This window comes from Rahnella sp. 1L-D-7-B-C2 (assembly GCF_057290995.1).
Genome location: NZ_JBXAVQ010000023.1, coordinates 33,510 through 57,286, shown reverse-complemented (window position 1 = coordinate 57,286; position 23,777 = coordinate 33,510). Strand labels below are relative to the sequence as shown.

Genomic DNA, 23,777 nt, shown 5'->3' with positions numbered 1-23,777 from the left:
AAAGTTCCATTTAAAAAGGGTCCATGTTGAGCATGAACCCTTTTTACACGAGCCACTGGATCGGTCAACTGATCCTTAAACGATCGGCATTAGGGCACTAGCCCTGTTTTTTTTCGACTGTTTTAACGACGAGTCTGAGGATAAAAATATGCACTTACTCCTGATCGCTGCTGTCATGTCGAATCAGCTTTGGTTCGATACCCACAGCGATGCACAAAGATATGTCGTAACGCCGATGGTCAATCTCACCAAAGCCTGTGCCTGTAAGGTAGCGGTGTCGGTCTCGCAGGAAGGCGGTGCCGGAAACAGTACCAGCCACCAGAGCAGCAACGTCAACCTCTCTGCCAATCAGCCTCAGCCGCTGGGACGTATGCGTTTTTCGGTAACGCCAGGCAGCAAAACGCAAATCATGATTACCGTCACTGACGGTGGCACGTTGCGTCTGGAAAAACAGATCACTTTACCGGGTGATGCATAACGGCATCAGACCGCCAGATTATCGTAGCCTTTGCGGCGATAATTGAGCGCCGAGATCCCCCAGAACACCACAAACACGGCCACCGCGGCGTAACCGACGCTGCCCATATTGTCGTTCAGTTGCTCAACCACCGACCACGCTCCGCCGTGCAGTTCCAGCTTATCGGCCATCAGTCCCAGCGCTTCCAGTCCGCCAATAAACAGCGCAATCACCACGCTGGTAGCAGTGATGGTCATATTGTAATAGAGCTTACGAACTGGCTTGTCGAACGCCCAGCCGTAGGCGCCGACCATCACAAAGTTATCGAGTGAATCAATCAGCGCCATGCCGCTGGCGAACAGCGCTGGAAACACCATGATGCTCCATACCGACATCCCGGAAGACGCGCCTGCCGCTGAAATCCCCAGCAGACCGATTTCCGTGGCGGTATCAAAGCCCAGCCCGAACAAAAATCCGACCAGATACATTTGCCAGCTCTTATTCACCATATTGAAGGCAAAGCTGAATAGCCTGCTCATCACGCCGCCCTGAATCTGGTGCAATTCTTCTTTGTCTGTGAAGGTTTTACCCTGTTTCACTTGCTGAAAACGACGACAGACATCGCGCAGGATCAATGCATTCAGTAGCGCCATCATCAATAAAAATAACGCCGAGACCAGCGTGCCGATGGTGCTGCCGTAATCGTGCAGCCAGCCGATTTTATCGCCGAATACCAGCGATGTGGCGGCGATCGCCACGCAGGCCAGGACCACAATGCTCGAATGGCCGAGTGAGAAAAACGCCCCAACCGCCACCGGACGCTGGCCTTGCTGCATCAGCTTACGGGTGACGTTATCGATCGCTGCAATATGGTCGGCATCTACCGCGTGCCGCAGGCCATAACCGTAGGCCAGCAGCGCCGCCGCAATCAGTGCTGCATTATGGCGAAACGCCGCCAGCGCCCAGCCCCAGGCCAGCAGATTGACAGCTACGAGCCCTAGAAAAAGCCAAAAGGCACGGCGATGGGTATGAAAAAACACGCGGTTAATCATGGGGATCCTTATTTATCATTCAGTTAATTCGCAAACAGATTGAAGACGGGCACAGGCGACAACCGCCTGACCCAGCGCCAGCCCGCCGTCGCCTGCCGGATAGGCGAGCGGCATTAATACGTGCAGCGGTGCTAACGCCTCGTATAAACGCTGGCGCAGCAAGCGGTTATGCAGCACGCCGCCGCCGAGCGCGACCGTGCGGGTGCCGGTTTTCGTACAGTGATAGCGGGCGAGGGCAGCAAAGCCTTGGGCCAGCGCGTCATGAAAGGCAAAAGCCCGCTCCGCCGGTGTCGCCTGCCAGCCGAGCCACTGCTGCCAGAAGACCGCCAAATCGAGAAACGTCCCCTTGTCTGTATGAAGCAGCGGCAGGGTGACCGGATGTTTTACGCCATATGCCCGCCGCGCCAGTGCTTCCAGGCGGCAGGCGGCTTCGCCCTCCCAGCTGAGTTTTTCCGGCGCGCAGCCGAGGGCGGCCGCAACGGCATCGAATAAGCGCCCGCAGGATGAGGCCAGTGGTGAATTAATCCCGGCGGCGATCGCCTTAGCAAGCGGCTGCCACGGATGCGCCAGCAGCGCCTGTGCCTCGGGAAGTTGTTCCCAGCCGGGCACGAACGCCATCCATTGTGCCAGCAGATTACGCCAGGGTTCCCGCGCAGCGCGGTCGCCGCCGGGCAGCGCTACCGCCGGTAATCCGCCCAGATGTTCACAGCGCAGATAATTCACGTTCAGACATTCGCCGCCCCACAGTTCACCTTTCTGACCGTATCCCAGACCGTCAAGCGCCAGGCCGATGACGTTTCCGCCGTCCAGCGGCCAGCGGTGTTCTGCCAGGCAGGCGGCGATATGCGCGTGATGATGTTGAACGTCAATCACCCGTGTTGCGGTGGTGTCGGCGTTAACATGGCTGATGTATGCGGGATGTGCATCGCGCGCGATGACAGCCGGCGTACAGGCATAGAGATGCTGAAAGTGTGTCTGTCCCTGTTGCTGTTGCAGGGCAATATCACGATGCGCCAGCGAGCCAAAGTGTGCGCTAAGCACTGCCTGACCGCTGCGTACCAGGCAAAAGGTATTTTTGAGATCGCCACCCAGCGCGAGTACCGGCGGCGGCGCGATGAAACCCGGTGGGAGCGACAAAGCATCAGGGACATAACCTCTGGCGCGGCGTAATACTTCGATGCCCTGAGGCGTCAGGCGCACCAGCGAATCATCAGCGCGCTGGACGATATCGCGGTTGTGCAGCAGCCACAGATCGGCGATGCCGTCGAGCTGGCTCAGTGCATCCGCGTTGGTTAATGCAGGAGCGCAGCCTGCGGAATTCCCAGAAGTCATCACCAGCGGCGTCTGGCAGGCCTGCATCAGCAAATGGTGCAGTGGCGTAAAGGGCAGCATCAGGCCGACTTCATCGAGTTCCGGCGCAATGGCCGCGCAAAGTGGTGTGATCGCACTCTGCGGCGTCAGTACAATCGGCGCGGTGGGAGACTGCAACACTTCCCGCAGCGCAAACTGTGGGCTTTCGTCGCTGCAACGCGCCAGCCAGACGATGTCCGGCAGCATGACGGCCAGCGGTTTTGTCGGGCGATGTTTCCGCTCACGCAGCCGCATCACGGCGGCCTGCTCTGTGGCATCACAGGCCAGATGAAAGCCGCCGAGCCCTTTGATGGCGACGATTTTTCCGGCGCGCAGCGCAATCACTGCCTGTTCGATGGCCGCCTGACCTTGTGCCACGGTTTGGCCATTTTGCAACGTGGCGCTGACTTGCGGACCGCAGTGTGCACAGGCCACGGGCTGCGCATGAAAGCGCCGGTCGGCCGGGTTTTGATATTCCTGCTGACACGCCGGGCACAGCGGAAATTCCGCCATGCTGGTAGAAGGGCGGTCGTAGGGCATCGCGCGGATCAGGGTAAAGCGCGGGCCGCAATGGGTGCAGTTAGTAAAGGCGTAGCCAAAGCGACGATCGCCGGGCTGATTTATATCCTTCAGGCATTCCGGGCAAGTCGCGGCGTCGGGCACTACCTGAGTATCCATCTGCGCTTTTCGACTGCCGGTAATGGTGAAGTTTTGCGGGGGGCTCTGCCAGTTGAAGGGGGCGAGAGTCATGCTGTCGATTCGTGCCAGCGGCGGGCAGTCGCGTTGTAATTGTTCGATAAAAATATCGATATTGACGGGTTGAAGCAGTCTGATTTCCACACCCGCGCTGTCGTTACTGACTTCGCCACGAAGCCGTAAACGGTCAGCCAGTTGCCAGATAAAGGGCCGAAAACCGACCCCCTGAACCTTGCCGTTGATGCGGATGAGTAAAGAATCAGACATACAACCTCTGAGTTTTTCAGTAATGCCGGGAAGGTCAAAACACACTTCAACTTAGTGATTGACCTTAATTCCCCCCAACCCTCCCCTTCGCAGGGGAGGGTGCCGACCATGCGCTTTCAGGTTTGTCTTTTAGCGCCTCCCCCCTGCGAAGGGGCAGGCGGGGAGGGGGTATAGCAGACGATGCCGTATTAATGCTGTCACCCCATCCAAACCCGCACTCGCCAGAGGACAAAGAGCAAAAAACTACACTTCAACCACCGGGATCACATCTTCAACGGCACTGCGCAGACGCGCTTTCATATCGCTGTAGGTTTGCTGAGCATAGTCTTCAGCCCAGCGTTGATCGGCGATTTGCTCGACGTTGACCGCGCAGTATTTGGTTTCGGGCGTTTTGGATATCGGATCCAGATTTTCCTGCGTCAGTTCATTACAGGCGCCGATCCACCACTGATAGGTCATATAAACCGCGCCAATGTTGATGCGCTCGTTATAGTTGGCGCGGGAAATGACTTTGCCACGGCGTGAGGCAACCCACACCAGTTGCTGATCGCGAATGCCCAGCGCCTGCGCATCTTGTGGATGCATCTGCACAAAACCCGGTTCGTCGGCCAGCGTTTGCAGGGCGGCGCAGTTACCGGTCATGGAGCGGCAGGAGTAGTGACCAACTTCGCGCACGGTACAGAGAACCAGCGGATAATCACCGTCCGGCACTTCAGCCGGCGCACGCCATGGTGCAGCAAACAGCTGGCCCTTGCCGGTTGGCGTATCGAAATGATTGTCCTGATACAGGTACTGCGTTCCCGGACTTTCCAGCGTGGTACACGGCCACTGTACATGCCCGAGCGTGCCCATTTTTTCGTAGGTCGCGCCGTAAAACAGCGGGCACAGCTCACGCATTTCGTCCCAGATTTCCTGGTTGTCGTTGTAATGCATCGGATAACCGAGTTCGGTCGCCAGCAGACTGATGATTTCCCAGTCGCGCTTCACGTTGTACTTCGGCTCGATGGCTTTCTCGAAACGCTGGAAACCACGATCCGCACAGGAGAACACGCCGCCGTGCTCACCCCATGAGGTGGCAGGCAAGATAACATCGGCCTGTTCGGCAGTTTTGGTCATGAAGATGTCCTGCACCACCACAAATTCCAGCGCTTCAAAACCTTTGCGTACCAGACTCAAGTCCGCTTCGGTCTGCAACGGATCTTCGCCCATGATGTAATAGGCTTTGACGTGGCCTTCCAGCGCAAGATGCGGGATCTCCGTGATGCGATGACCAATCTCCGGATCCATCTGGTTCACGTCGATCCCCCAGGCATCGGCGAATTTCGCACGCACTTTTGGATCGGTAACTGACTGGTAACCGGGGAATTCGTTGGGCAGCACGCCCATATCACAGGCACCCTGTACGTTATTCTGCCCGCGCACTGGCCCAACGCCGACGTTCGCGCGTCCCAGATTACCGGTCAGCAGCGCCAGACCCGCCAGACCTTTCACCACATCCACCGCCTGACCAAACTGCGTCACGCCCATACCCCACATGATGGTGGCTGAAGGCGCGGCAGCATAAGTCCGCATCGCCTGACGAATTTGCTGGGCAGTCACACCGGTCTGCTCTGCCACCGCTTCCGGCGAATAATTCGCCACGTTTTTGCGATACTCCTCGAAACCTTCGGTGTATTTGGCGACGTAATCGTGGTCATACAGATTTTCTTCGATCAGCACATAGGCAAACGCATTAACCAGCGCCATGTTGCAGCCGTTGGTGATTTGCAGATGCTGATCGGCGATGCGGGCGGTTTCGATACGGCGTGGATCACAGACAATGATCTGCGCACCTTTCTCTTTGGCTTTGATCACCCGGCGGGCGACGATCGGGTGCGAATCGGCGCAGTTATAACCAATCACCAGCAGACATTTGGAGTTTTCGATATCGCCGATGGAGTTACTCATCGCGCCGTTGCCGAGCGTGGCCTGCAAACCGGCAACAGATGGGCCGTGACACACTCGGGCACAGCAGTCGACGTTGTTGGTGCCTATCACCGCACGGGCGAATTTTTGCATCACATAGTTGGTTTCATTGCCGGTACCACGGGAGGAGCCGGTATGCATTATCGAACGCGGGCCGTGTTTTTGTTTGATCTCTTTCAGGCGTTGCGCGGTGTAACGGATGGCTTCATCCCAGCTGACGGCTTCGAATTTTCCGCCTTTCTGACGGCGGATCAGCGGCTGCGTCAGGCGCGGGGTCAGTAGTTTGGTGTCATTGAGGAAATCCCAGCCGTAGTAGCCTTTCAGGCACAGTTCGCCCTGATTGGTCACGCCATTGGCGGCTTCTGCGCGGATAATTTTGCCGTTATCCACGATCAGATTCATTTTGCATCCCGCCCCACAGTATGGGCAGACAGTGGTGACTTTTTTCATGTTCTTCCTTCCTCTATTCGAGGTTAAAACAGCAGGGGGGAGGTGCTATCGAGCGCAGCGCGGCGGCGTTTTTCTGCGTTCATTTCCTGTAAGTGATTGCGATCGATGGCATAAAGCGCCTTGGTCGGGCAGATCTCCATACAGGCCGGGCCGCCAGCGCGGGCATGGCACAGGTCGCATTTATGCGCTTCGGCTTTGTCAGAGGTGGCGGTCATGGCCGCGCCGTTCTGGCGGAAAATCGGCTTGGTGACGACTTCCATCGCGCCGTACGGGCAGGCGACGACGCAGGTTTTGCAGCCGATGCAACGTTCCTGCATCACCTGAACGCGGTCGCCGACGCGGCTGATGGCGCCGTTCGGACAGACATTGGCGCAGGGCGCATCTTCACACTGGCGACACATCACGGCGGTGCTCAGATTAACGCCTTTAATCACGTGCAAGCGCGGCGCGAACGTGGCGGCGTTGAGCAGGGAGATATCCTGCGATTCACTGTGAGCCATGACGCAGGCGATTTCACAGGTACGGCAGCCGATACATTTTTTAGGGTCGGCGATAATAAACCGGTTCATCTTCAACTCTCCTGATTCCGGATTTTCTTATGAAGCCGGATGACACCGGCCTGACGACATTGCTGCACTGGCTATACATAAACCGTGCCAGTTGCGGTGGTTAATTTTTACTGATTATATTCAATGAGTTAGAGAGTGATGTTTTGGCAGTGACGAAATGTGTCGCTGACGTCCTGTCCGCTTCGTCACTGCCTCGACAGTTGTGTCGAAAGCCGGCGTCAGGCTATATCCGCTCTGTAAGGGGCGATGCCCAGCCCGCTTTCCAGTCGGGGTAAGAGCCGATGCAAGCGGCTAACCGCCTGTTCCACCACCGGGCTCATCGGGTAATAAAACGCCACAACGTCCGGCTGGATGCCGACAAAGGTGATTTGCGGAATGTCTTCGCGTAGTTGCTGAATAAGGAACGTCAGCGGCAAGTTGTGGGTGGTCATCATGAACATCTCACCGATGTCATTTTCATCGATGATGCGCATCTCACCGGGTGCCAGCCCCATGTCAGTGGCATCGACAATCACCAGATAATCCGGGCGCAGTTCACGTAAAAAACCGATGTCGTTTTCCGGCGCGGCACCGCCGTCCACCACCGTCCAGCCGCTCAGCGGTTGTTCAGCACAAATTTCTGCCAGCCGTGGGCCCGCGCCGTCATCACCCATCATGCTGTTGCCGACGCACAGCAGGGCGAAGCGCGAAGTGGTATCAGGCATCGTATCTCCTGACCATCAGGTACATGGCGGGGTCGTTTTCGATTTGCTGAAGCAGCGCAATCAGTGCGTCGCTCCACCCTTGCTGCTGCGTGTTCATCTTTTCACGGGCATCGCGCAGCGCCAGCGCCAGACAATGGGTGTGGCTACTGTCGATGTTGATTTCGCCAAAGCGCTGCACACCGGCCAGTTTGCGACGCGCCTCGCTGTTTTCCGTCAGGCACTCCATCCACTGACTGTAGCCGTCGAGCGGGCATTCAAGGCGTGACTTCAGGCAGTCGATTACCCCCAGGTGATGGCCGATCGCCAGGCTGTAATAAATCACCTCCTGTACTTTTTGCGAGCTGCGTTTCTGCGCGCTTTTCTCATCGACGAACTTGCTGCTCAGCGAATAGAAAATCACTTTGTTTCTCACTGCTCGTACGCCCGCTATGGTCTGATGCCTGGCGTAACGCTGGTCGTTGGCTGAGGTCATCACAGGCGAATCTCCCCGCGCAGTACCTGCTGATAAATCTGTTGCAGGTTGCCGACGATTTCATTGAGACGCATATCTCCCTGTTCCTCAAGATATGCCGACACGCGCTCATCCACCGGTTGCAGGCCGGGGGCGGCGACCAGTTGCATAAACCGGTCGGCAATCTGGCGACCATAGCGATAACCAGCCATGCGGCGCGCTTCGCGATCGAGTAATACGCGCAGCGGCTGTGGCAAATCCGGGTGCAGCAACGCCGCCGGAAGGGCCGCTTCTTCATCGTGCTGCTGGCCTTTTATTTTTTGATCGAGCAGGCCGAGCGCCATCGCAAAACCATAAATCGTGGCGGCGGGCGTCGGCGGGCAGCCGGGAATATAAACGTCCACTGGCACGATTTTGTCGGTACCGCCCCAGACGCAATACAGGTCATGGAAGATGCCGCCGCTGTTGCCACAGGCACCGTAAGAAATGCAGATTTTTGGATCCGGTGCAGAATCCCAGGCGCGCAGTGCCGGGACACGCATGGCACGTGTCACCGCGCCGGTGAACAGCAAAATATCGGCGTGACGCGGCGACGGCACCACTTTGATCCCGAAGCGTTCAGCATCAAACAGCGGTGAAATTGCGGCGAAAATCTCAATTTCACAACCGTTGCAGCCGCCGCAGTCCACGCGATACACATAGGCGGAGCGGCGGATGCGGGTGAGCAGGGTGGATTTAAGTTTGGCGATGCTTTCGTCAAGTGTGACGGGCACCGGCAGACCATTTTCGTCACGCGGGCCGATCAGTGTCTGGCTCATGGCTGCGCCTCCGTGGCCATATGACGGCCGATATCAATCCGGTCGGTGGATGAAAGACAGTGCAGTTTTTTGCAGGCCGGGCAGGTTTCATACTGCGCCCGGCGGTCAGCGATTTGTCTGTCGCTCAGCGCCCCATTTTCCTGTAGCAGGCTGAGCGCGAAGTCGATTTCCTTTTGCACCGCGTAAGGTTTGCCGCATTCGCGGCAGTGGCAAACCGGGAAATCGGCAGTTTCGTATAAGTCTTCTTTGCGCCACACCGCCAGCTCGAACTCCTGCGAAAGCTTAATGGCCGCCGTCGGGCAGACTTCCTCACAGCGGGCGCAGAAAATGCAGCGTCCTAAAAACAGTGACCAGCGGATGCTTTTGCCGTCTTCGGCGGTGGTCATGGTCAGCGCGTTGGACGGGCAGGCGTTAGCACAGGCACCGCAGGCGATACACTGTTGCGCGTCGTACTGCGGTTTGCCGCGAAAATTCGGGGCCAGATCCAGCGGTGTGAACGGGTAACCCACCGTCGCCTTGCCGGTCTTCAGAACTTTTTTAATCAGTTTCAGCATGATTGGGCGGCTCCTTAAAGCGGCGAGTTTTTACGTTCAATGCCGTAACGTTCGATCTCTTTGTAAGGCACGACGATGGTCGTTTTCTTACGCACATCCACCACCGTCATGCGGTCGGTGCACGAATAACAAGGATCGAGACTGCCGATGATCAGTGGCGCGTCGGACACGGTGTTGCCGCGCAGCATGTATCGCAGCGTCGGCCAGTTGGCGTAGGTCGCCGCGCGGCAGCGCCAGCGGAAGAGTTTCTGGTTGTCGCCGGTCATGCTCCAGTGAATGTCATCGCCGCGTGGCGCTTCGGCAAAGCCCAGTGCAAAGCGATGCGGAATATAGTTAAAGCCCTCCACCGCCAGGGGGCCACCCGGCAGGCTTTGCAGGCCGAACTCGATCATATTCAGGGAGTTGAACACTTCATGGACGCGCACTTTCAGGCGGGAATACACGTCGTTGCCGGTTTCGCTGCAAATTTCAAACGGCAGTTTGGCGTAACCGGCGTAAGGATGATCCTGACGCATATCGCGGCGATGGCCGCTGCCGCGTACCATCGGACCGACGTTGCTGAAATCGCGCGCAACCTGCGGATCAAGAAGGCCGACGCCGACGCTGCGCTGTTCGGTATTCGGCGTACTGAGCAGAATGTCCACCAGCTCATGCAGGTCACGGCGCATGCTGCCCGCCAGCGCAATGGTGGCTATCATGTCGTCTTTGAGAATGTCGCGACGCATGCCACCGATCAGATTCATACCGTAGGTTTTGCGCGCGCCGGTGAGGATTTCGGCCATTTTCATGGATTGCTCACGCACGCGGAAAAATTGCATGAAGCCGGAGTCAAACCCGACGAAATGGCAGGCCAGCCCGAGGTTCAGCAGGTGGCTGTGCAGACGTTCGACTTCCAGCAAAATTGAGCGGATCATCTGCGCGCGTTCCGGCACCACAATCCCCATCGCATTTTCCACCGATGAGGTGTAGGCCACGCTGTGTGTAAAGCCGCAGATGCCGCAGACGCGATCTGACAAGAACGTCACTTCGTTGTAGCCCATGCGGGTTTCGGCCAGTTTTTCCATACCGCGGTGAACGTAGAACAGGCGGTAGTCGGCGTCGATAATGTCCTCGCCATCGACAAACAGACGGAAATGTCCGGGTTCGTCAGAGGTGACGTGCAGCGGGCCAATCGGCACGATTTTGCTGCCTTCTTTGGCTTCGGAAATAAACGGATAGGTTTCTTCGTCAGTGGTCGGCGCGGGCCGCTGGCGATAATCCATGGCATCTTTGCGCAGCGGATATAAATCGTCAGGCCAGTCATCGGGCAGCACCAGACGGCGTTCATCCGGCAACCCGACCGGACGCAGGCCGTACATATCGCGCACTTCGCGTTCGCCCCAGACGGCGGCAGGCACTCGCGGCGTCACAGACGGGAATTCCAGCGAAACCGGATCCACTTCGGTGCGTACTGTAATCCAGCACTTCACGCCTTGCTCCATCGAGAGCACGTAATACAGTGTGTAATTACCACACAGTGTGCGTTCGTCATTGCCGAACAGTACCGACAGCCAGCCGCCCTGCTGGTAGTAAAGCCACTCAACCACTTCCGGCAGGGCGTTCAGCTTGATGGTCACGGTTGCCTGCGTGTCGGTTTGCCATTCACTGCCTAAAATCGCCGACGGAAACTGTTTCGCCAGCGCCGCCAGATAATGCTTACCGACCGGATTTTGGTTTAACGCGGTATTGAAATCACTCATTACTAAGCCTCTTCCCGCCGCAGCGGGACAAGAAAAATGTCAGGTCAGCCTGCGACCAGCCAGGACACCAGCGCCAGAAACGCCAGCCCGAAGCCCGCCCAGGTGGTGCGGGAAGTTTTAAGAAAGCGCAGACGGGCAACGCTGTTTTCGAGCAGCGCGACGACAAAAACGGCAATCAGCAGTTTCAGCAGGCACAGCATCGCGGCGACCAGCAGCGTCAGCGGCGTCAGGTGTTGTGCCAGCCCGAACGGGAAAAACAGGCCAAGGAACAGCTGCAACACCACCAGCTGCTTGAGGCTAATCCCCATTTTCAGCACGCCCAGTGCTGCGCCGGAATATTCGGTCAGCGGTCCTTCCTGTAACTCCTGCTCGGCTTCCGCCATATCAAACGGCAGTTTGCCCATTTCGATATAAGTGGCGAAAGCACAGGCCAGACCGGCCAAAATCAGCGTTAAGGAAGAAGAGACCGGCCAGTGGCGCACGCAGTCAGCAATCGCGCCGAGGGACGTTGAACCGGCGACCAGCGCGGCTACCCACAGGCCGAGCAGCAAAATCGGCTCGACCAGCACGCCGAGCACTGCTTCACGGCTGGCGCCGATGCCAGTGAACGGGCTGCCGGTATCCAGACCGGCGATGGCAAACACGAAACGCACGATAGCGAAGAGATAAATGACCGTGATCAGATCGCCCGCCGCGCCCATCGGCGACGCCAGCGTCACCACCGACAAGGCGGTGGAGATAGCCAGCAGGCCGCCAGTCAGCAGATAAGGCATGCTGCGAAACGCTGCACCGGAGGCCGCTGGCGCTACGCTTTGCCGTTGCAGCAATTTGGCGATATCGCGATATTCCTGTAACACGCCCGGCCCTTGCCGGTTATGCATTTTGGCGCGCATCACGCGGCTGAATCCGGCGAACAGCGGTGCAACCGCCAGCAGCGTAATAGCCTGAATCAGTGCCAACGGCCACAGCGTGTTACTCATCAAAACGGGAAAATTCATCATCAGTTCCTCAGGCGAAAGCCACGACCAGCAACACGGCCAGTTCGATGAAAGCCAGACGGCGGCAGAAAGCACCGAGCCAGCCCTGATGCAGCGCGGCCACCAGTGCAGCAGGCGTAGCGCGCTGACGCAGACGGTACAGCGGCGCAAACATCACGCGCAGCGGCTGGGCGAAACCGGTCGCAGTCACCACCATGTCAGGTGAATGCCCGTAGCCGCAGGCCCAGGCATCGCCGCGCAGCCGGTTCGGCAGACGTTGGCCGCGCAACAGACTGGCGATAAGCCACGGCAACACCGGCATCGCCAGCAGCAGCAGGGCTATCATCGGCGCAGATACGGCGGAAGTGCCGGTCGCCGCCGCGCCCTGACGGGCGAACGGCATCAATGGCGCGTTAAGCACCGACGCTGCCACGGCGGAGAAATGCGGAATAAGCCACGGCGACGCGACGCCAAAAATCACGCACAGCAGCGCCAGTAACACGCTGGCAAGCGTCATCGGAAGCGGTGCCGGTGTGGCATCGGCGGCGGCCTGACTGCGCGGTGCGCCGAGAAAGGTCACGCCGAACACTTTGGCGATACACATCAGCGCCAGTGCGCCGGTCAGCGCCAACCCGACTGCCAACAGCGGCCCGAGCAGACGAGCGATAAACGCATGACTGCCGCTCAGCTGGAACAGCGACTGATAGAGCAGCCATTCACTGGCGAAGCCGTTCAGCGGCGGCAGCGCGGCCATCGACATCAACGCAATCAGCATCGCCATGGCCGTCCACGGCATCAGACGCGCCATCCCGCCAAGCTTTTCCATATCCTTGATGCCGGTCTGCATTTCGATTTCACCGGCACCGAGGAACAGCGCGGTTTTGAACAGGCCGTGGTTGAAGAGATGGAACAAACCGGCCAGCAGTGCGAGAGATGCCAGCACCGGCAGATTCAGCGTCACGCCGACCATCGCGCCGCCGACGCCGAGCAGGATAATCCCGACGTTTTCCAGCGTGTGATAGGCCAGCAGACGGCGGATATCGTGCTCCATCAGGGCGTACAACCCGCCAATAAACGCGGTCAGGATTGCCAGAAGCAACACCATCAGGCCCCACCAGAGTGGTGGTGCACCGAGCAGATCCAGACCGACTTTTATGACGCCCATGATGCCAATTTTCATCAGGGCGGAAGAGAACAACGCGGCGGCGTAAGCCGGTGCGCTCGAATGTGATTGCGGTACCCAGCCGTGCAGGGGAATGATCCCGGCGTACAGCCCGAAACCGATCAGCGCCAGCAGGAAGGCGAGGGATTTCACGCCAGGATTAAATTCTGTATGGCGCAGCACGTCAAAATTCACGCTACCACTGGTGTGATGCAGCAGGGCGAAGGCCAGAATCAGGCACAGTGTGCCGAGACGACCGGAGAGAAACTGATTCAGACCGGCACGACGGCTTTTTACATCGTCGGTTTGCACGATCAGGAAATAGGCGCACAGCGCCGCCAGCTCCATCATCAAAATCAGCAGAGCGGCATTGGCTGAGACTGCCGCCGCCGTTAACGCCGCCAGCAGCAGATTACACAACAGCCCGGTGCGCGCGCGTTTACGCTTGTTCACGCCGTTAAGCCACGCGCAGGCATACAGGCTACAAAACAGCGCCGGAACCGCCATCGCCAGCAGTAACAGGCCGTTGAGCGGGCTGAATTCGGCAGCAAAGTGCAGCGCCGGTAAGGTGATGCTTTGTGCTGGCCCGCTGTGCAAAATCTTCAACGCGGCGATAATGACCGCCAGCGAGGCCAGCATGCCGCCCGCCCCGGATATCAGGCTGCTCAGTCGGGCGAAAGCCGCCACCAGCCAGCTCACTATGCCGCTCAGCAGCCAGATCAACAGCGCCAGCGTCAGCAGAGAGGCGGGCGTAAGAGCCAATAAAGGAATCATAATTCTGCCTCCGCGTCAGGGGCGGTGAAGGTCGTCAGTTCAACAGGAAGTTCTGCCGGGAAAACGTTCATGGCGTTCAGGCGTTTTTGCTGGCTGGCGCGCTCAGAGAGACCGGCGGTGACCAGAGTGATCGCCTGCGTCGGGCAGGTGGTGATGCACGCCGGACCGTCCGGACTGAAGCTGCACAAATCGCATTTCACCGCCACGGCGCGGATGCCGGGAACGCAGTCGAGAAACGGGCTGACAGCGCGCGGCGCACGAGGGGCGGGCAGCGCTTTTGAGGTATTGCAGTTGCTCGGGATATCCACGGGCGTACTGCCGGAAAACGTGATGGCCCCAAACGGGCAGGCGATACCGCACAGCTTGCAACTGACGCACAGACTTTCATTGAGATGAATGGCGTTATTCTCGCGGGTGATGGCATTGACCGGACACACCTGCGCGCAGGGCGCATCTTCACACTGGTGGCACATCACCGGCGCGGAATCCAGACGGTTACGCATCACCTGCAGACGCGGTGCAGACTGTAAGCCGTGACGCTGATGTTCCTGCGAACAGCTGGCCATACAGGTATTGCAGCCGATGCAGAGCTTTGGATCGGCGATCACATATTGATTCATGGCAACGGCGGTGTGGCTCATGAAGTCTCCTCTCTATTTCGTCAAAGATGACGAAATCGGCACTTAAAATGACATTTCGACACTTATGTCAGAATGAATTGCATTAACTCAACGGCAGTTTGGCGATGTTTAATTTCATTTTCGCCATGCCGTGAAAATGTATTCAGGCGAATGCTTACACCTGAATTAATAATTTTTCTAATTGCGGTAAAACGGGCTGATTGTTATGCAGGGAGTCAAACAGGCACTGATAAATGGCGGAAATTTTATTCAGGTAATGTTCCTGTACGGCATTTTTATCGCGGATATCCACGGTGCCGTCGAGACGCCCGTCTTCACTCAGTTTGGCGTGGGCGAAGGCTTTGAAATCAGGCTCCTCACTGGCCGGGGTCATATTCAGACTGTAGATAACATCCTGACTGTAAAAATCGTCGCTCAGATGAATGCTGACTGAGAAATGGTTAAACAGTGTGAAGCGGATGTCCTGTTCTTCACTACAGGTAAACTCATGATTTATTTTCTTATTCGACGTGGTGATCGCCTGAATCAGGCTGTTCTGATAGGTGTGCCATTGCGATTTCAGGTGATTATTTTTGCTGGCAATGTAATCCGCTTTGCTGGTCAGTTCGCTGAGAGTGCTCATGGTGTTTACCCGTTATTGAGTTCTTTATGGGTGCCATTTCGAAATGTCAGATGACGACGAAAATACGGCGCATAAGGCTCTATTGGCATAAAGCGTGCCAGTTACATAAATTTTGATATAACAGATTTAAAATCAACAGTTTGATGCGTTAATAACTTTTTAATGTCTTCTGCAGGCAAAAAAATGACATGTCGATGACACCTTATTTCGACATATATGTCGGGACGTGAATTTAACGTCAGTCACGGATTTAATTCGCGTTAAAAACTCTGGCATTAATATTGCAAACACTTTTCATCACTTTCCAAAAGAGCGGAAATCATGCACGAAATAACCCTGTGCCAGAATACCGTGGAAATCATGCAGGAATTTGGCCGGCAAAATAATGCGCGCAGAATTACTGCCGTCTGGCTTGAAGTGGGCGCATTTTCCTGCGTTGAACCAGAGGCGCTGACATTTTGCTTTGAACTGGCTTGCCGCGAAACGCTGGCACAAGGCTGCGAGTTGCATCTTGCGACGCCCGCCGCCGTTAGCTGGTGCCACGATTGCCAGCAGGATATCCGCTTGCTCATCCCCGGCGTGCTGCTCTGCCCGCAGTGCGGAGGCCGCAATCTTCGGGTCATTGCCGACGATGGCATGAAAATCAAACGTATTGAAATCGAATAACGGGCACGATGTGCCCGGGGAGAAAACTATGTGCAGTACCTGTGGTTGTGCCAGCGGCGAGCTTCGGATTGAAGGCGTCAGCAGCGAACATTCTCATCATCACTCTTCTGACGACGCTTCCCCGCATTCTCATTCTCACATTCACGATCATTCGCATGGGCTGCCGTTCGCGCCGCGTCGCCTGATTGATATCGAAATGGACGTGCTGGCGAAAAACAATCATATCGCCGCTCATAACCGCGAGCATTTTGCGCAGGCGTCGATTCTGGCGCTGAATCTGGTGTCCAGCCCCGGCTCAGGTAAAACGACGTTGCTGACCAGCACGCTCACCCGGCTGGCCGCGCAGTTTGAGTGCGCGGTGGTGGAAGGTGATCAGCAAACCACCAACGATGCCGAACGCATCCGTGCGACGGGCGTTCCGGCTGTCCAGGTCAATACCGGTAAAGGCTGCCATCTTGATGCGCAGATGGTGCACGATGCCGTTCATCAGCTGGCACCGAAAAATAACAGCCTGCTGTTTATCGAAAACGTCGGCAATCTGGTGTGTCCTGCCAGTTTCGATCTGGGGGAACGTCATAAAGTCGCGGTGCTTTCCGTCACCGAAGGCGAAGACAAACCGCTGAAGTATCCGCATATGTTCGCCGCGTCGCGGCTGATGATTCTCAATAAAATCGACCTTCTGCCTTACGTCACTTTTGACGTTGGCACCTGCATTGCTAATGCGCGTCAGGTGAATCCGCAAATTGAAGTCATTCAGCTTTCGGCCACCACCGGCGAGGGCATGGAACAATGGCTGGCGTGGCTGGAGCAGCAGCGATGTGCATAGGCATTCCGGGACAAATTGTCGCGCTGCACGAACAGCAGCCCGATCATGCCTGGGCAGAAGTGTGCGGAATGCGTCGTGAAGTGAATATTGCACTGGTATGTGAAGAGAAACGGGACGCGTTGATCGGCTGCTGGGTATTAATCCACGTGGGTTTTGCGCTCAGTAAGCTGGATGAACAGGAGGCACGGGATACGCTGGCAGCGTTACATGACATGGAAGAAGTGGAAGCCGACGTCGCGCTGTTTCTTGGCAAAGGAGAGGCAAGATAATGCGGTTTGTCGATGAATTTAGAGATCCCAAACTCGCTAAAACGCTGATCGAACGTTTGCATCAGCGGGCGGCGCAATTGCCTTACACCGCCGAAAAACCGATGCAGATCATGGAAGTCTGCGGTGGTCATACTCACGCTATTTTCAAGTTCGGGTTGGATAAACTGCTGCCGCCGCAGCTGGAATTTATTCACGGGCCGGGCTGTCCGGTATGCGTTTTACCGATGGGACGGATCGATGCCTGTTGTGAAATCGCTGCTCATCCGCAGGTGATTTTCTGCACCTTCGGCGATGCGCTGCGCGTGCCTGGGAAGCGCGGCTCGCTGCTGACAGCGCGCGAACGCGGCGCGGATGTGCGCGTAGTTTATTCGCCGCTCGATGCGCTGAAACTGGCGCGTGAAAATCCGCAGCGCAGCGTGGTGTTTTTCGCCCTCGGTTTTGAAACCACACTGCCGGTAACTGCCGTCACGCTACAACAGGCGCGCCGCGAAGGACTGACAAATTTCAGCGTGTTCTGTCAGCACATCAGCCTGATCCCGACGTTGCGCAGCCTGCTGCAACAGGACGACGTGCGCATCGATGCGTTTCTCGCGCCAGGCCACGTCAGCATGGTGATCGGCACTTCGCCCTATCACTTCATCAATGAACAGTTCGGCAAGCCGCTGGTGATAAGTGGCTTCGAACCGCTGGATATATTGCAGAGCGTTTTGATGCTGGTGGAACAAGTTTGCGAGGCATCGTGTAAAACCGAAAACCAATACCGTCGGGTGGTGCCGCAAGAGGGTAACCTGCTGGCACAGGAGGCGATGCGGGAGGTATTTGTGCTTTCCGGCAGCAGCGAATGGCGCGGTCTGGGGCTGATTGAGAACTCAGGAATACAACTGACCGTCGCCTATGAGGCTTTTGATGCCGAACGGCGTTTTAATCCTCAGGTGCAGTCGGTTTGTGATGATCCTCGCGCACGTTGTGGCGAAGTACTGACCGGACGCTGTAAACCGCATCAGTGCCCGCTGTTTGGCGCCGGTTGCACCCCGCATAACGCGTTCGGCGCGCTGATGGTGTCCTCAGAAGGTGCCTGCGCCGCCTGGTATCAGTACCGGCATCAGGAAACTCAATACGTGCAATTTGAAGAAAATCAGAAGGTGGCAGGATGAGCGTGAGCAATGACGTGGTGACAATGGCGCACGGCAGCGGCGGACGGGCGATGCAACAGATAATCGAACGGATGTTTTTGGCCGCATTTGATAATCCGTGGCTCAATGAACGGGAAGACGGTGCGCGGATTAGCCTCGCCGATCTCAGCCGTCAGGGCGATCGCCTGGCATTTACCACCGACAGCTACGTCATCGATCCGATTTTCTTTCCCGGCGGCAATATCGGCAAACTGGCGGTTTGCGGTACGGCTAACGATCTGGCGGTCAGCGGCGCGACACCGGCTTATCTTTCCTGCGGATTTATTCTGGAAGAGGGCTTTCCACTCGGCGATTTACAAAAAATTGTCAGCACCATGGCGCAGACCTCCAGGGAAGCGGGCATCGCGATTGTCACCGGCGATACCAAAGTGGTGCAACGCGGCGCAGCCGACAAAATCTTCATCAATACCGCCGGGATCGGCGTGATACCCACGGCGGTGAAGTGGGCTGCGAAATCTGTTCAGGCCGGTGACAAAGTGATCGTCAGCGGTACGCTTGGCGATCACGGTGCAGCAATTCTGAACCTTCGCGAACAGTTGGGGATGGATCTCGGTGTGCAAAGTGATTGCGCCGTACTGGCACAGATGATTGCGCCACTGCGTATGCTGGCGGGTGTCCATGCTCTGCGCGACGCAACGCGCGGCGGCGTGAACGCCATCCTGCATGAATTCAGTGATGCCAGCGGTTTCGGGATTTGCATCGACGAAAATGCCTTACCGGTCAAAGAGGCCGTACGCGGGATTTGCGAACTGCTCGGGCTGGAGCCCTTGAATTTTGCCAACGAAGGCAAGCTGGTGGTGGCGGTCGCCCCGCAGGCAGAAGACGCTGTGCTGAACATCCTGCGCGACCATCCTTTAGGGATTGATGCAGCCACTATCGGTGAAGTGACTGAACATCCGCAGGTTTGTTTACGCGGGGCGCTGGGTGTTGTCCGGCAACTGATGTTGCCTCATGCGGAGCCATTACCTCGTATTTGTTGATCTCATCAGGGAGTGGTCTGCGACGAAAGGGGTAGAATTTTTGCTTATCGCCCCTTCGATGAAATTCCTGTTACCCAGAATCATGTTACTCATCTTCTTTTTTCAAAAAACAGGTTCCCAGAGCTAACGCTATGCAGAGTGCAACAATGAGCATCACAAAACATAAAGGATTACTGGAACTGACGCGTACGTTGCTGCTGCAACAGACCATGACATCGCTGCTGGAAACCCTGACGCAGGTGGTGCAAAGCGCCGGTATCGCCGAAGCTGTCACGCTGGTGTTGTTCGATAACAACAGCGACCGCGTCAGTTTTTATGGGATCGACCCGCATCATCAGCCGGTCAGCTATGAAGATGAAACTCTGCTGGCAACCGGGCCGGTACATGCCCTGCTCAATAATCCGAAAATGCAGGTCTGGCGTAGTGAGGCGCTCAATCTGCGTTATCCGCAGCTGACGGCGCTGAATCTTTATCCGGCATTTACCGACTACTGTCTGGTGCCGTTGCTGGCCTCCTCGGGCCTGCTCGGCGGCTGCGAATTTACCCGTCAGCACGAACATCCGTTCAGTGAGGAAGATAAAGCCGGATTGCATGAACTCTGTATGCTGGCCGCGATTGCGGTGGAACAGATCCAGCTGCGCGAAAATGCACTGTTTCAGCAATCCCTGCTGCGCCACGAACGCGATGATTTTCGGATCCTGGTGGATATCACCAATGCCGTACTTTCAAAATTAGATCTGGACGAACTGACCGGCGAAATCGCAAAAACTATTCATCATTTCTTCCACATCAACGCCATCAGCATTGTGCTGTGCGATGGCGAAAAAGAGAGTGAACAGGCGAGCGTTTATGCCACGCATTACGTGCAGACGCATGTTGCAGAACGCGAACAGTCGCGGATGGCGCTGGCCGGAACCGTGGAACAGCAGGTGATGAAAAGCGGTGAGATGCTGCTGACTAACCTGCGGCCAGATAGCGAAGGGGAGAACGACGAGAGCACACTGTTCCATCTTCTGTGGCGCGAGCAAACCAAAACGTTGTGCATTCTGCCGTTACGTTTCGGCCATAAAACGCTGGGCGTGCTTAAGCTGGCACAGTGCCAGCCGGACAATTTCAATTCCGCCAATCTGCGGGTGTTGCAGCAAATCGCCGAACGTATAGCCATTGCGGTGGATAACGCGCTGGCTTATCAGGAAATCAAAAGCCTGAAGGAAAAACTGCAACACGAAAACCTGTACCTGACCGAGCAGATCAACAGCAACAACCCGGATTTCAGCGACATTGTCGGACGCAGCCAGAGTATGTCAGCGGTGCTGAAACAGGTGGAGATCGTGGCGAAAAGCGATTGCTCGGTGCTGATCCTCGGGGAAACCGGCACCGGCAAAGAGCTGATCGCCCGGGCTATCCACAATCTTGGCGACCGCCGCGATCAGCGCATGGTGAAAATGAACTGCGCCGCGATGCCTGCAGGGCTGATGGAAAGTGATCTCTTCGGCCATGAAAAAGGCTCATTTACCGGCGCGACTGCGCAACGAATGGGGCGTTTCGAACTGGCAGACAAAGGCACCTTGTTTCTTGATGAGGTGGGCGAAATTCCGCTTGAGCTGCAACCCAAACTGCTGCGGATCCTGCAGGAACAAGAGTTCGAACGCGTGGGTGGCAATAAACTGATTTCAGTGAACGTGCGAATGATCGCCGCAACCAATCGCGATTTGCAGCAGATGGTCGCTGACAAAGAATTCCGCAGCGATCTGTTTTACCGCCTGAACGTGTTCCCGATTATCATTCCGCCGCTGCGCGAACGCCCGGAAGATATCCCGCAGCTGGTAAAATTCCTCACCTATAAAATCGCCAAACGGATGAAGCGCACCATCGACAGTATTCCGGCGGAAACCTTGCGCCTGCTGAGCCGCATGCCGTGGCCGGGTAACGTGCGCGAACTGGAAAACGTCATTGAGCGTGCCGTCCTGCTGACCCGGGGCACCGTGCTGGATCTTCAACTCCCTGAGCTGAACTATCCGCAAATCACCTTGCCGGTAGTGGCGGCTCCGCTGGTGAGGCCAGAACCCGAAACACCGCTCAGTGAAGAGGATGAACGTGAGCGCATTATCGCAATCCTGAAAGAAACCAACGGCGTCGTTGCCGGCCCGCGCGGTGCAGCACAGCGTCTCGGGCTTAAGCGTACGACACTGCTCTCCCGAATGAAAAAGCTGGGGATAGTGGCGCGATAATAAATATCTTAGCTGAAAAATAATGTAAAACCCTGGCATAAGCTCAGGGTTTTTTTATTTTAAAAATAGGAATTTATTAATCAGTACGTCCTGTGAGTTACCAGCGGACGTCAATCACTTTATCAAATATCTGACTGGCTTCAGTATTGAATTCGTCGGCAACGCTTCGGTCTTGAATATAAATGAGCGCAGTGAAACCGGCAAGTTACTTAATTGAAGTCTTTTTTCATTTTATAATGATGAGGTGGTTTATGAATAACGTAATTGAAAGTGGTTTAAAAACGCTGGCGGCGAAAAAACCGAGTATCTGGACGCGTGCTGATGCGCTCAAAGTGAATGAGAATGACCCGACCACCACGCAGCCCTTGGTGAACGGTGATTTCCCGGTGATGAGTAATGAGGTCTTTATCTGGGATACCATGCCGCTGCGCGATATTGACGGTAATGTGCTTTCCGTGGATGGCTGGTCAGTCATTTTTACCCTGACGGCTGAGCGTCAGCCTAATGATCCCGCCAATATTGATGCCAACGGGAATTACGATATAACGCTGGACTGGAATAACCGACACGGGCGCGCAAAAATTTGCTATTGGTATTCTAATACCGGTAAGGATTGGGTGTTTGGTGGCCGTGTTATGACGGAAGGTGTTTCTCCAACCGTACGTGAATGGGCTGGTTCGCCGGTATTAGTGAATAATAAGGGCGAAGTGGATTTATATTATACGGCAGTCACACCGGGTGCGACGATTGTTAAAGTCCGTGGCCGCGTGATTACCCATAATCAGGGTGTCGACGTCGCAGATTTTATTTCGGTAAAACCGTTGTTTGAAGCCGACGGTAAAATTTATCAAACCGAAACGCAAAACCCGTACTGGGGCTTTCGCGACCCGTTCCCGTTCCGTGACCCGAAAAGCGGCAAGCTGTATATGCTGTTTGAAGGAAATGTGGCGGGGGATCGCGGTTCCCACGTGGTCGGGCCGGAAGAGATCGGCGATGTGCCGCCGGGTTATGAAGATGTCGGCAACTCCCGCTATCAGACCGCCTGCATTGGGATCGCGCAAGCGGCTGATGAGAATGGCGACAGCTGGACGCTGCTGCCCCCTTTGCTGACCGCCGTAGGTGTTAATGACCAGACCGAGCGCCCGCATTTTGTGTTCCAGGACGGTAAATATTACCTGTTCACCATCAGCCATAAATTCACTTATGGTGAGGGAGTGACCGGTCCGGACGGCGTTTACGGTTTCGTGAGTGATGAACTTTTCGGACCTTATGTGCCGCTGAACGGTTCCGGTCTGGTGCTCGGTAACCCGCCATCTCAGCCATACCAGACTTATTCTCACTATGTGATGCCCAACGGTCTGGTAACGTCTTTTATCGACAGCGTACCGGTTGATAAGGCCACTACCGGGATGGATTATCGCATCGGCGGCACAGAAGCGCCGACTGTTAAAATCAAACTGAAAGGTGAGCAGACTTTTGTGGTCGGCGAGTACGATTACGGGTACATCCCGCCAATGGCTGATGTGATTCTGGACGCGTAATCTGATAATAAACCTGACTCAGGCTGCCTTCGGGCAGCCTTTCCTGTTTCTATGTTATCTGAAACATTTCTCCATGGCTGAATGACCAGTCTTCCGGTTGGGTAAAGCTCACGACAATCATTACGTCGGCCGGCGAGATCCCAAGCCTAACGTGAAGGTTTTCGGTCAGATGACGGTACAACGCCTGCTTCTGATACGAGTTGCGCGGTTTGCCTGCGGTGATGTGAAACAGCAAAAAATCCTCAGAACGTAAACAATCGTTACCCGCCAGATAACCCGGATGAATGACTCTCTGGCTGGGGCTGGCGGGTTCAAACAGCTGGAAACAGTCGTCTTTTGGTACTGAAAAGGTATACACCAGCGCGTTTTGCAGGACGGCTGAGATCGCAGCCTGCCACTCTTCCAGACGATGTGCAGGCAGTGAAATTCGGGTAAACGGCATAAAAAAACCTCTGTTTATTCTTCACTTAGCGCAGCAAAGCGGGTGAGCGCCGAGGCGGCGGCAGGCCATCCTGCATAAAACGCCAGATGGGTGATCAGTTCGCCCATTTCGCTGTGCGTGACTCCGTTTTTCACCGCCAGTTCCAGATGGAATGGCAACTGTTCAGCGCGGTTCAGCGCTACCAGAGCGGCAACGGTGATCAGACTGCGGTCACGCGGTGACAGCTCGCGTCTGTTCCACAGATCGCCAAACAGCACCTGTTCGGTCAGTTCTGCCAGCTTTGGCGTCAGCCGCACCATGTTTTCAGGTGGCTTCATTGGAAAGGGAATTGTGCTCATATCAGGCTCCTTTTATGGATGTGAAAAGAAGCATAAGCCATTA

At 56.1% G+C, this 23,777-nt stretch carries 23 protein-coding genes; 8 read left to right on the top strand and 15 right to left on the bottom strand.

Going from position 1 to position 23,777, the window contains the following annotated elements; all coding sequences use genetic code 11:
- The first annotated feature begins 148 nt into the window (after positions 1-148).
- A complete protein-coding gene (csgC, locus tag AC0Z7K_RS22245; protein WP_485615987.1) occupies positions 149-478 on the top strand; it encodes a curli assembly chaperone CsgC in 330 nt (109 codons plus the stop codon).
- A 5-nt stretch (positions 479-483) separates the two neighbouring features.
- On the opposite strand, the gene AC0Z7K_RS22240 is transcribed toward csgC, so the two are convergent.
- From AC0Z7K_RS22240 to hycA, 13 genes are all read right to left on the bottom strand, one after another.
- Positions 484-1,509 carry a HoxN/HupN/NixA family nickel/cobalt transporter gene (locus AC0Z7K_RS22240; RefSeq protein ID WP_485615986.1) on the bottom strand — a complete coding sequence of 342 codons (1,026 nt, stop codon included), beginning with the start codon at positions 1,507-1,509 and terminating at the stop codon, positions 484-486.
- A gap of 15 nt (positions 1,510-1,524) precedes the next feature.
- Positions 1,525-3,822 carry a carbamoyltransferase HypF gene (gene hypF, locus AC0Z7K_RS22235; protein ID WP_485615984.1) on the bottom strand — a complete coding sequence of 766 codons (2,298 nt, stop codon included), beginning with the start codon at positions 3,820-3,822 and terminating at the stop codon, positions 1,525-1,527.
- A gap of 243 nt (positions 3,823-4,065) precedes the next feature.
- Positions 4,066-6,237 (bottom strand): formate dehydrogenase subunit alpha, encoded by a 2,172-nt coding sequence (gene fdhF, locus AC0Z7K_RS22230; RefSeq protein WP_485615983.1) that lies wholly within the window; start codon positions 6,235-6,237, stop codon positions 4,066-4,068.
- Between the two features lie 23 nt (positions 6,238-6,260).
- The gene (hydN, locus tag AC0Z7K_RS22225) at positions 6,261-6,806 is read right to left on the bottom strand and encodes an electron transport protein HydN (RefSeq protein ID WP_056774212.1); all 546 of its coding nucleotides are present in this window, start codon (positions 6,804-6,806) and stop codon (positions 6,261-6,263) included.
- Between the two features lie 218 nt (positions 6,807-7,024).
- Positions 7,025-7,510, bottom strand: a complete 486-nt coding sequence (hycI, locus tag AC0Z7K_RS22220) for a hydrogenase maturation peptidase HycI (protein ID WP_485615982.1) — start codon at positions 7,508-7,510, stop codon at positions 7,025-7,027.
- The gene (locus tag AC0Z7K_RS22215) at positions 7,503-7,982 is read right to left on the bottom strand and encodes a formate hydrogenlyase maturation HycH family protein (RefSeq protein WP_485615990.1); all 480 of its coding nucleotides are present in this window, start codon (positions 7,980-7,982) and stop codon (positions 7,503-7,505) included. Before AC0Z7K_RS22215 ends, hycI begins: the two co-directional genes overlap by 8 nt.
- The gene (locus AC0Z7K_RS22210) at positions 7,982-8,779 is read right to left on the bottom strand and encodes an NADH-quinone oxidoreductase subunit B family protein (protein ID WP_413529214.1); all 798 of its coding nucleotides are present in this window, start codon (positions 8,777-8,779) and stop codon (positions 7,982-7,984) included. Before AC0Z7K_RS22210 ends, AC0Z7K_RS22215 begins: the two co-directional genes overlap by 1 nt.
- A complete protein-coding gene (locus AC0Z7K_RS22205; RefSeq protein ID WP_485615981.1) occupies positions 8,776-9,333 on the bottom strand; it encodes a formate hydrogenlyase complex iron-sulfur subunit in 558 nt (185 codons plus the stop codon). The genes AC0Z7K_RS22210 and AC0Z7K_RS22205 overlap by 4 nt, the downstream gene beginning before the upstream one ends.
- A gap of 14 nt (positions 9,334-9,347) precedes the next feature.
- Entirely contained in the window at positions 9,348-11,072 is a 1,725-nt protein-coding gene (locus AC0Z7K_RS22200; RefSeq protein WP_485615979.1) for a hydrogenase large subunit, read from the bottom strand.
- 44 nt (positions 11,073-11,116) lie between these two features.
- Positions 11,117-12,070, bottom strand: a complete 954-nt coding sequence (locus tag AC0Z7K_RS22195; protein WP_485615989.1) for a respiratory chain complex I subunit 1 family protein — start codon at positions 12,068-12,070, stop codon at positions 11,117-11,119.
- 10 nt (positions 12,071-12,080) lie between these two features.
- Positions 12,081-13,985, bottom strand: a complete 1,905-nt coding sequence (locus AC0Z7K_RS22190; RefSeq protein ID WP_485615978.1) for a proton-conducting transporter transmembrane domain-containing protein — start codon at positions 13,983-13,985, stop codon at positions 12,081-12,083.
- Positions 13,982-14,605: a 4Fe-4S dicluster domain-containing protein gene (locus AC0Z7K_RS22185; RefSeq protein WP_413529527.1), complete on the bottom strand. Its 624-nt coding sequence runs from the start codon at positions 14,603-14,605 to the stop codon at positions 13,982-13,984. Before AC0Z7K_RS22185 ends, AC0Z7K_RS22190 begins: the two co-directional genes overlap by 4 nt.
- 175 nt (positions 14,606-14,780) lie before the next feature.
- Positions 14,781-15,248 (bottom strand): formate hydrogenlyase regulator HycA, encoded by a 468-nt coding sequence (gene hycA / locus AC0Z7K_RS22180; RefSeq protein WP_485615977.1) that lies wholly within the window; start codon positions 15,246-15,248, stop codon positions 14,781-14,783.
- Between the two features lie 321 nt (positions 15,249-15,569).
- Here hycA and hypA point away from each other — a divergent pair, with 321 nt between their 5' ends.
- From hypA to AC0Z7K_RS22145, 7 genes are all read left to right on the top strand, one after another.
- The gene (gene hypA, locus AC0Z7K_RS22175) at positions 15,570-15,914 is read left to right on the top strand and encodes a hydrogenase maturation nickel metallochaperone HypA (protein ID WP_485615975.1); all 345 of its coding nucleotides are present in this window, start codon (positions 15,570-15,572) and stop codon (positions 15,912-15,914) included.
- Positions 15,915-15,942: 28 nt separating this feature from the next.
- Positions 15,943-16,740: a hydrogenase nickel incorporation protein HypB gene (gene hypB, locus AC0Z7K_RS22170; RefSeq protein ID WP_485615974.1), complete on the top strand. Its 798-nt coding sequence runs from the start codon at positions 15,943-15,945 to the stop codon at positions 16,738-16,740.
- Positions 16,731-17,009: a HypC/HybG/HupF family hydrogenase formation chaperone gene (hypC, locus tag AC0Z7K_RS22165; RefSeq protein WP_485615988.1), complete on the top strand. Its 279-nt coding sequence runs from the start codon at positions 16,731-16,733 to the stop codon at positions 17,007-17,009. Before hypB ends, hypC begins: the two co-directional genes overlap by 10 nt.
- On the top strand, positions 17,009-18,163 hold the full coding sequence (gene hypD / locus AC0Z7K_RS22160; RefSeq protein ID WP_485615973.1) for a hydrogenase formation protein HypD: 1,155 nt from the start codon (positions 17,009-17,011) through the stop codon (positions 18,161-18,163). Before hypC ends, hypD begins: the two co-directional genes overlap by 1 nt.
- Positions 18,160-19,182, top strand: coding sequence for a hydrogenase expression/formation protein HypE (hypE, locus tag AC0Z7K_RS22155; protein WP_485615972.1), 1,023 nt, complete (start codon positions 18,160-18,162; stop codon positions 19,180-19,182). Before hypD ends, hypE begins: the two co-directional genes overlap by 4 nt.
- A gap of 146 nt (positions 19,183-19,328) precedes the next feature.
- The gene (flhA, locus tag AC0Z7K_RS22150; protein WP_485615971.1) at positions 19,329-21,413 is read left to right on the top strand and encodes a formate hydrogenlyase transcriptional activator FlhA; all 2,085 of its coding nucleotides are present in this window, start codon (positions 19,329-19,331) and stop codon (positions 21,411-21,413) included.
- 251 nt (positions 21,414-21,664) lie between these two features.
- A complete protein-coding gene (locus AC0Z7K_RS22145) occupies positions 21,665-22,954 on the top strand; it encodes a glycoside hydrolase family 68 protein (RefSeq protein WP_485615970.1) in 1,290 nt (429 codons plus the stop codon).
- Positions 22,955-23,003: 49 nt separating this feature from the next.
- Here AC0Z7K_RS22145 and AC0Z7K_RS22140 read toward each other — a convergent pair whose 3' ends face one another.
- Positions 23,004-23,396 (bottom strand): tautomerase family protein, encoded by a 393-nt coding sequence (locus AC0Z7K_RS22140; protein WP_485615968.1) that lies wholly within the window; start codon positions 23,394-23,396, stop codon positions 23,004-23,006.
- A 14-nt stretch (positions 23,397-23,410) separates the two neighbouring features.
- Positions 23,411-23,734, bottom strand: a complete 324-nt coding sequence (locus tag AC0Z7K_RS22135; protein ID WP_413529225.1) for a carboxymuconolactone decarboxylase family protein — start codon at positions 23,732-23,734, stop codon at positions 23,411-23,413.
- Between the last annotated feature and the right edge of the window lie 43 nt (positions 23,735-23,777).

Coding starts and splice junctions, on each gene's coding strand:
- AC0Z7K_RS22135 (WP_413529225.1), bottom strand. CDS start 23,734: ATGAGCACAATTCCCTTTCCAATGAAGCCACCTGAAAACATGGTGCGG.
- flhA (WP_485615971.1), top strand. CDS start 19,329: ATGAGCATCACAAAACATAAAGGATTACTGGAACTGACGCGTACGTTG.
- hypB (WP_485615974.1), top strand. CDS start 15,943: ATGTGCAGTACCTGTGGTTGTGCCAGCGGCGAGCTTCGGATTGAAGGC.
- hycA (WP_485615977.1), bottom strand. CDS start 15,248: ATGAGCACTCTCAGCGAACTGACCAGCAAAGCGGATTACATTGCCAGC.
- fdhF (WP_485615983.1), bottom strand. CDS start 6,237: ATGAAAAAAGTCACCACTGTCTGCCCATACTGTGGGGCGGGATGCAAA.
- AC0Z7K_RS22190 (WP_485615978.1), bottom strand. CDS start 13,985: ATGATTCCTTTATTGGCTCTTACGCCCGCCTCTCTGCTGACGCTGGCG.
- AC0Z7K_RS22145 (WP_485615970.1), top strand. CDS start 21,665: ATGAATAACGTAATTGAAAGTGGTTTAAAAACGCTGGCGGCGAAAAAA.
- AC0Z7K_RS22140 (WP_485615968.1), bottom strand. CDS start 23,396: ATGCCGTTTACCCGAATTTCACTGCCTGCACATCGTCTGGAAGAGTGG.
- csgC (WP_485615987.1), top strand. CDS start 149: ATGCACTTACTCCTGATCGCTGCTGTCATGTCGAATCAGCTTTGGTTC.
- AC0Z7K_RS22215 (WP_485615990.1), bottom strand. CDS start 7,982: ATGACCTCAGCCAACGACCAGCGTTACGCCAGGCATCAGACCATAGCG.
- AC0Z7K_RS22205 (WP_485615981.1), bottom strand. CDS start 9,333: ATGCTGAAACTGATTAAAAAAGTTCTGAAGACCGGCAAGGCGACGGTG.
- hydN (WP_056774212.1), bottom strand. CDS start 6,806: ATGAACCGGTTTATTATCGCCGACCCTAAAAAATGTATCGGCTGCCGT.
- hypC (WP_485615988.1), top strand. CDS start 16,731: ATGTGCATAGGCATTCCGGGACAAATTGTCGCGCTGCACGAACAGCAG.
- AC0Z7K_RS22200 (WP_485615979.1), bottom strand. CDS start 11,072: ATGAGTGATTTCAATACCGCGTTAAACCAAAATCCGGTCGGTAAGCAT.
- AC0Z7K_RS22195 (WP_485615989.1), bottom strand. CDS start 12,070: ATGAATTTTCCCGTTTTGATGAGTAACACGCTGTGGCCGTTGGCACTG.
- AC0Z7K_RS22185 (WP_413529527.1), bottom strand. CDS start 14,605: ATGAATCAATATGTGATCGCCGATCCAAAGCTCTGCATCGGCTGCAAT.
- hypE (WP_485615972.1), top strand. CDS start 18,160: ATGAGCGTGAGCAATGACGTGGTGACAATGGCGCACGGCAGCGGCGGA.
- AC0Z7K_RS22210 (WP_413529214.1), bottom strand. CDS start 8,779: ATGAGCCAGACACTGATCGGCCCGCGTGACGAAAATGGTCTGCCGGTG.
- hypA (WP_485615975.1), top strand. CDS start 15,570: ATGCACGAAATAACCCTGTGCCAGAATACCGTGGAAATCATGCAGGAA.
- hypD (WP_485615973.1), top strand. CDS start 17,009: ATGCGGTTTGTCGATGAATTTAGAGATCCCAAACTCGCTAAAACGCTG.
- AC0Z7K_RS22240 (WP_485615986.1), bottom strand. CDS start 1,509: ATGATTAACCGCGTGTTTTTTCATACCCATCGCCGTGCCTTTTGGCTT.
- hycI (WP_485615982.1), bottom strand. CDS start 7,510: ATGCCTGATACCACTTCGCGCTTCGCCCTGCTGTGCGTCGGCAACAGC.
- hypF (WP_485615984.1), bottom strand. CDS start 3,822: ATGTCTGATTCTTTACTCATCCGCATCAACGGCAAGGTTCAGGGGGTC.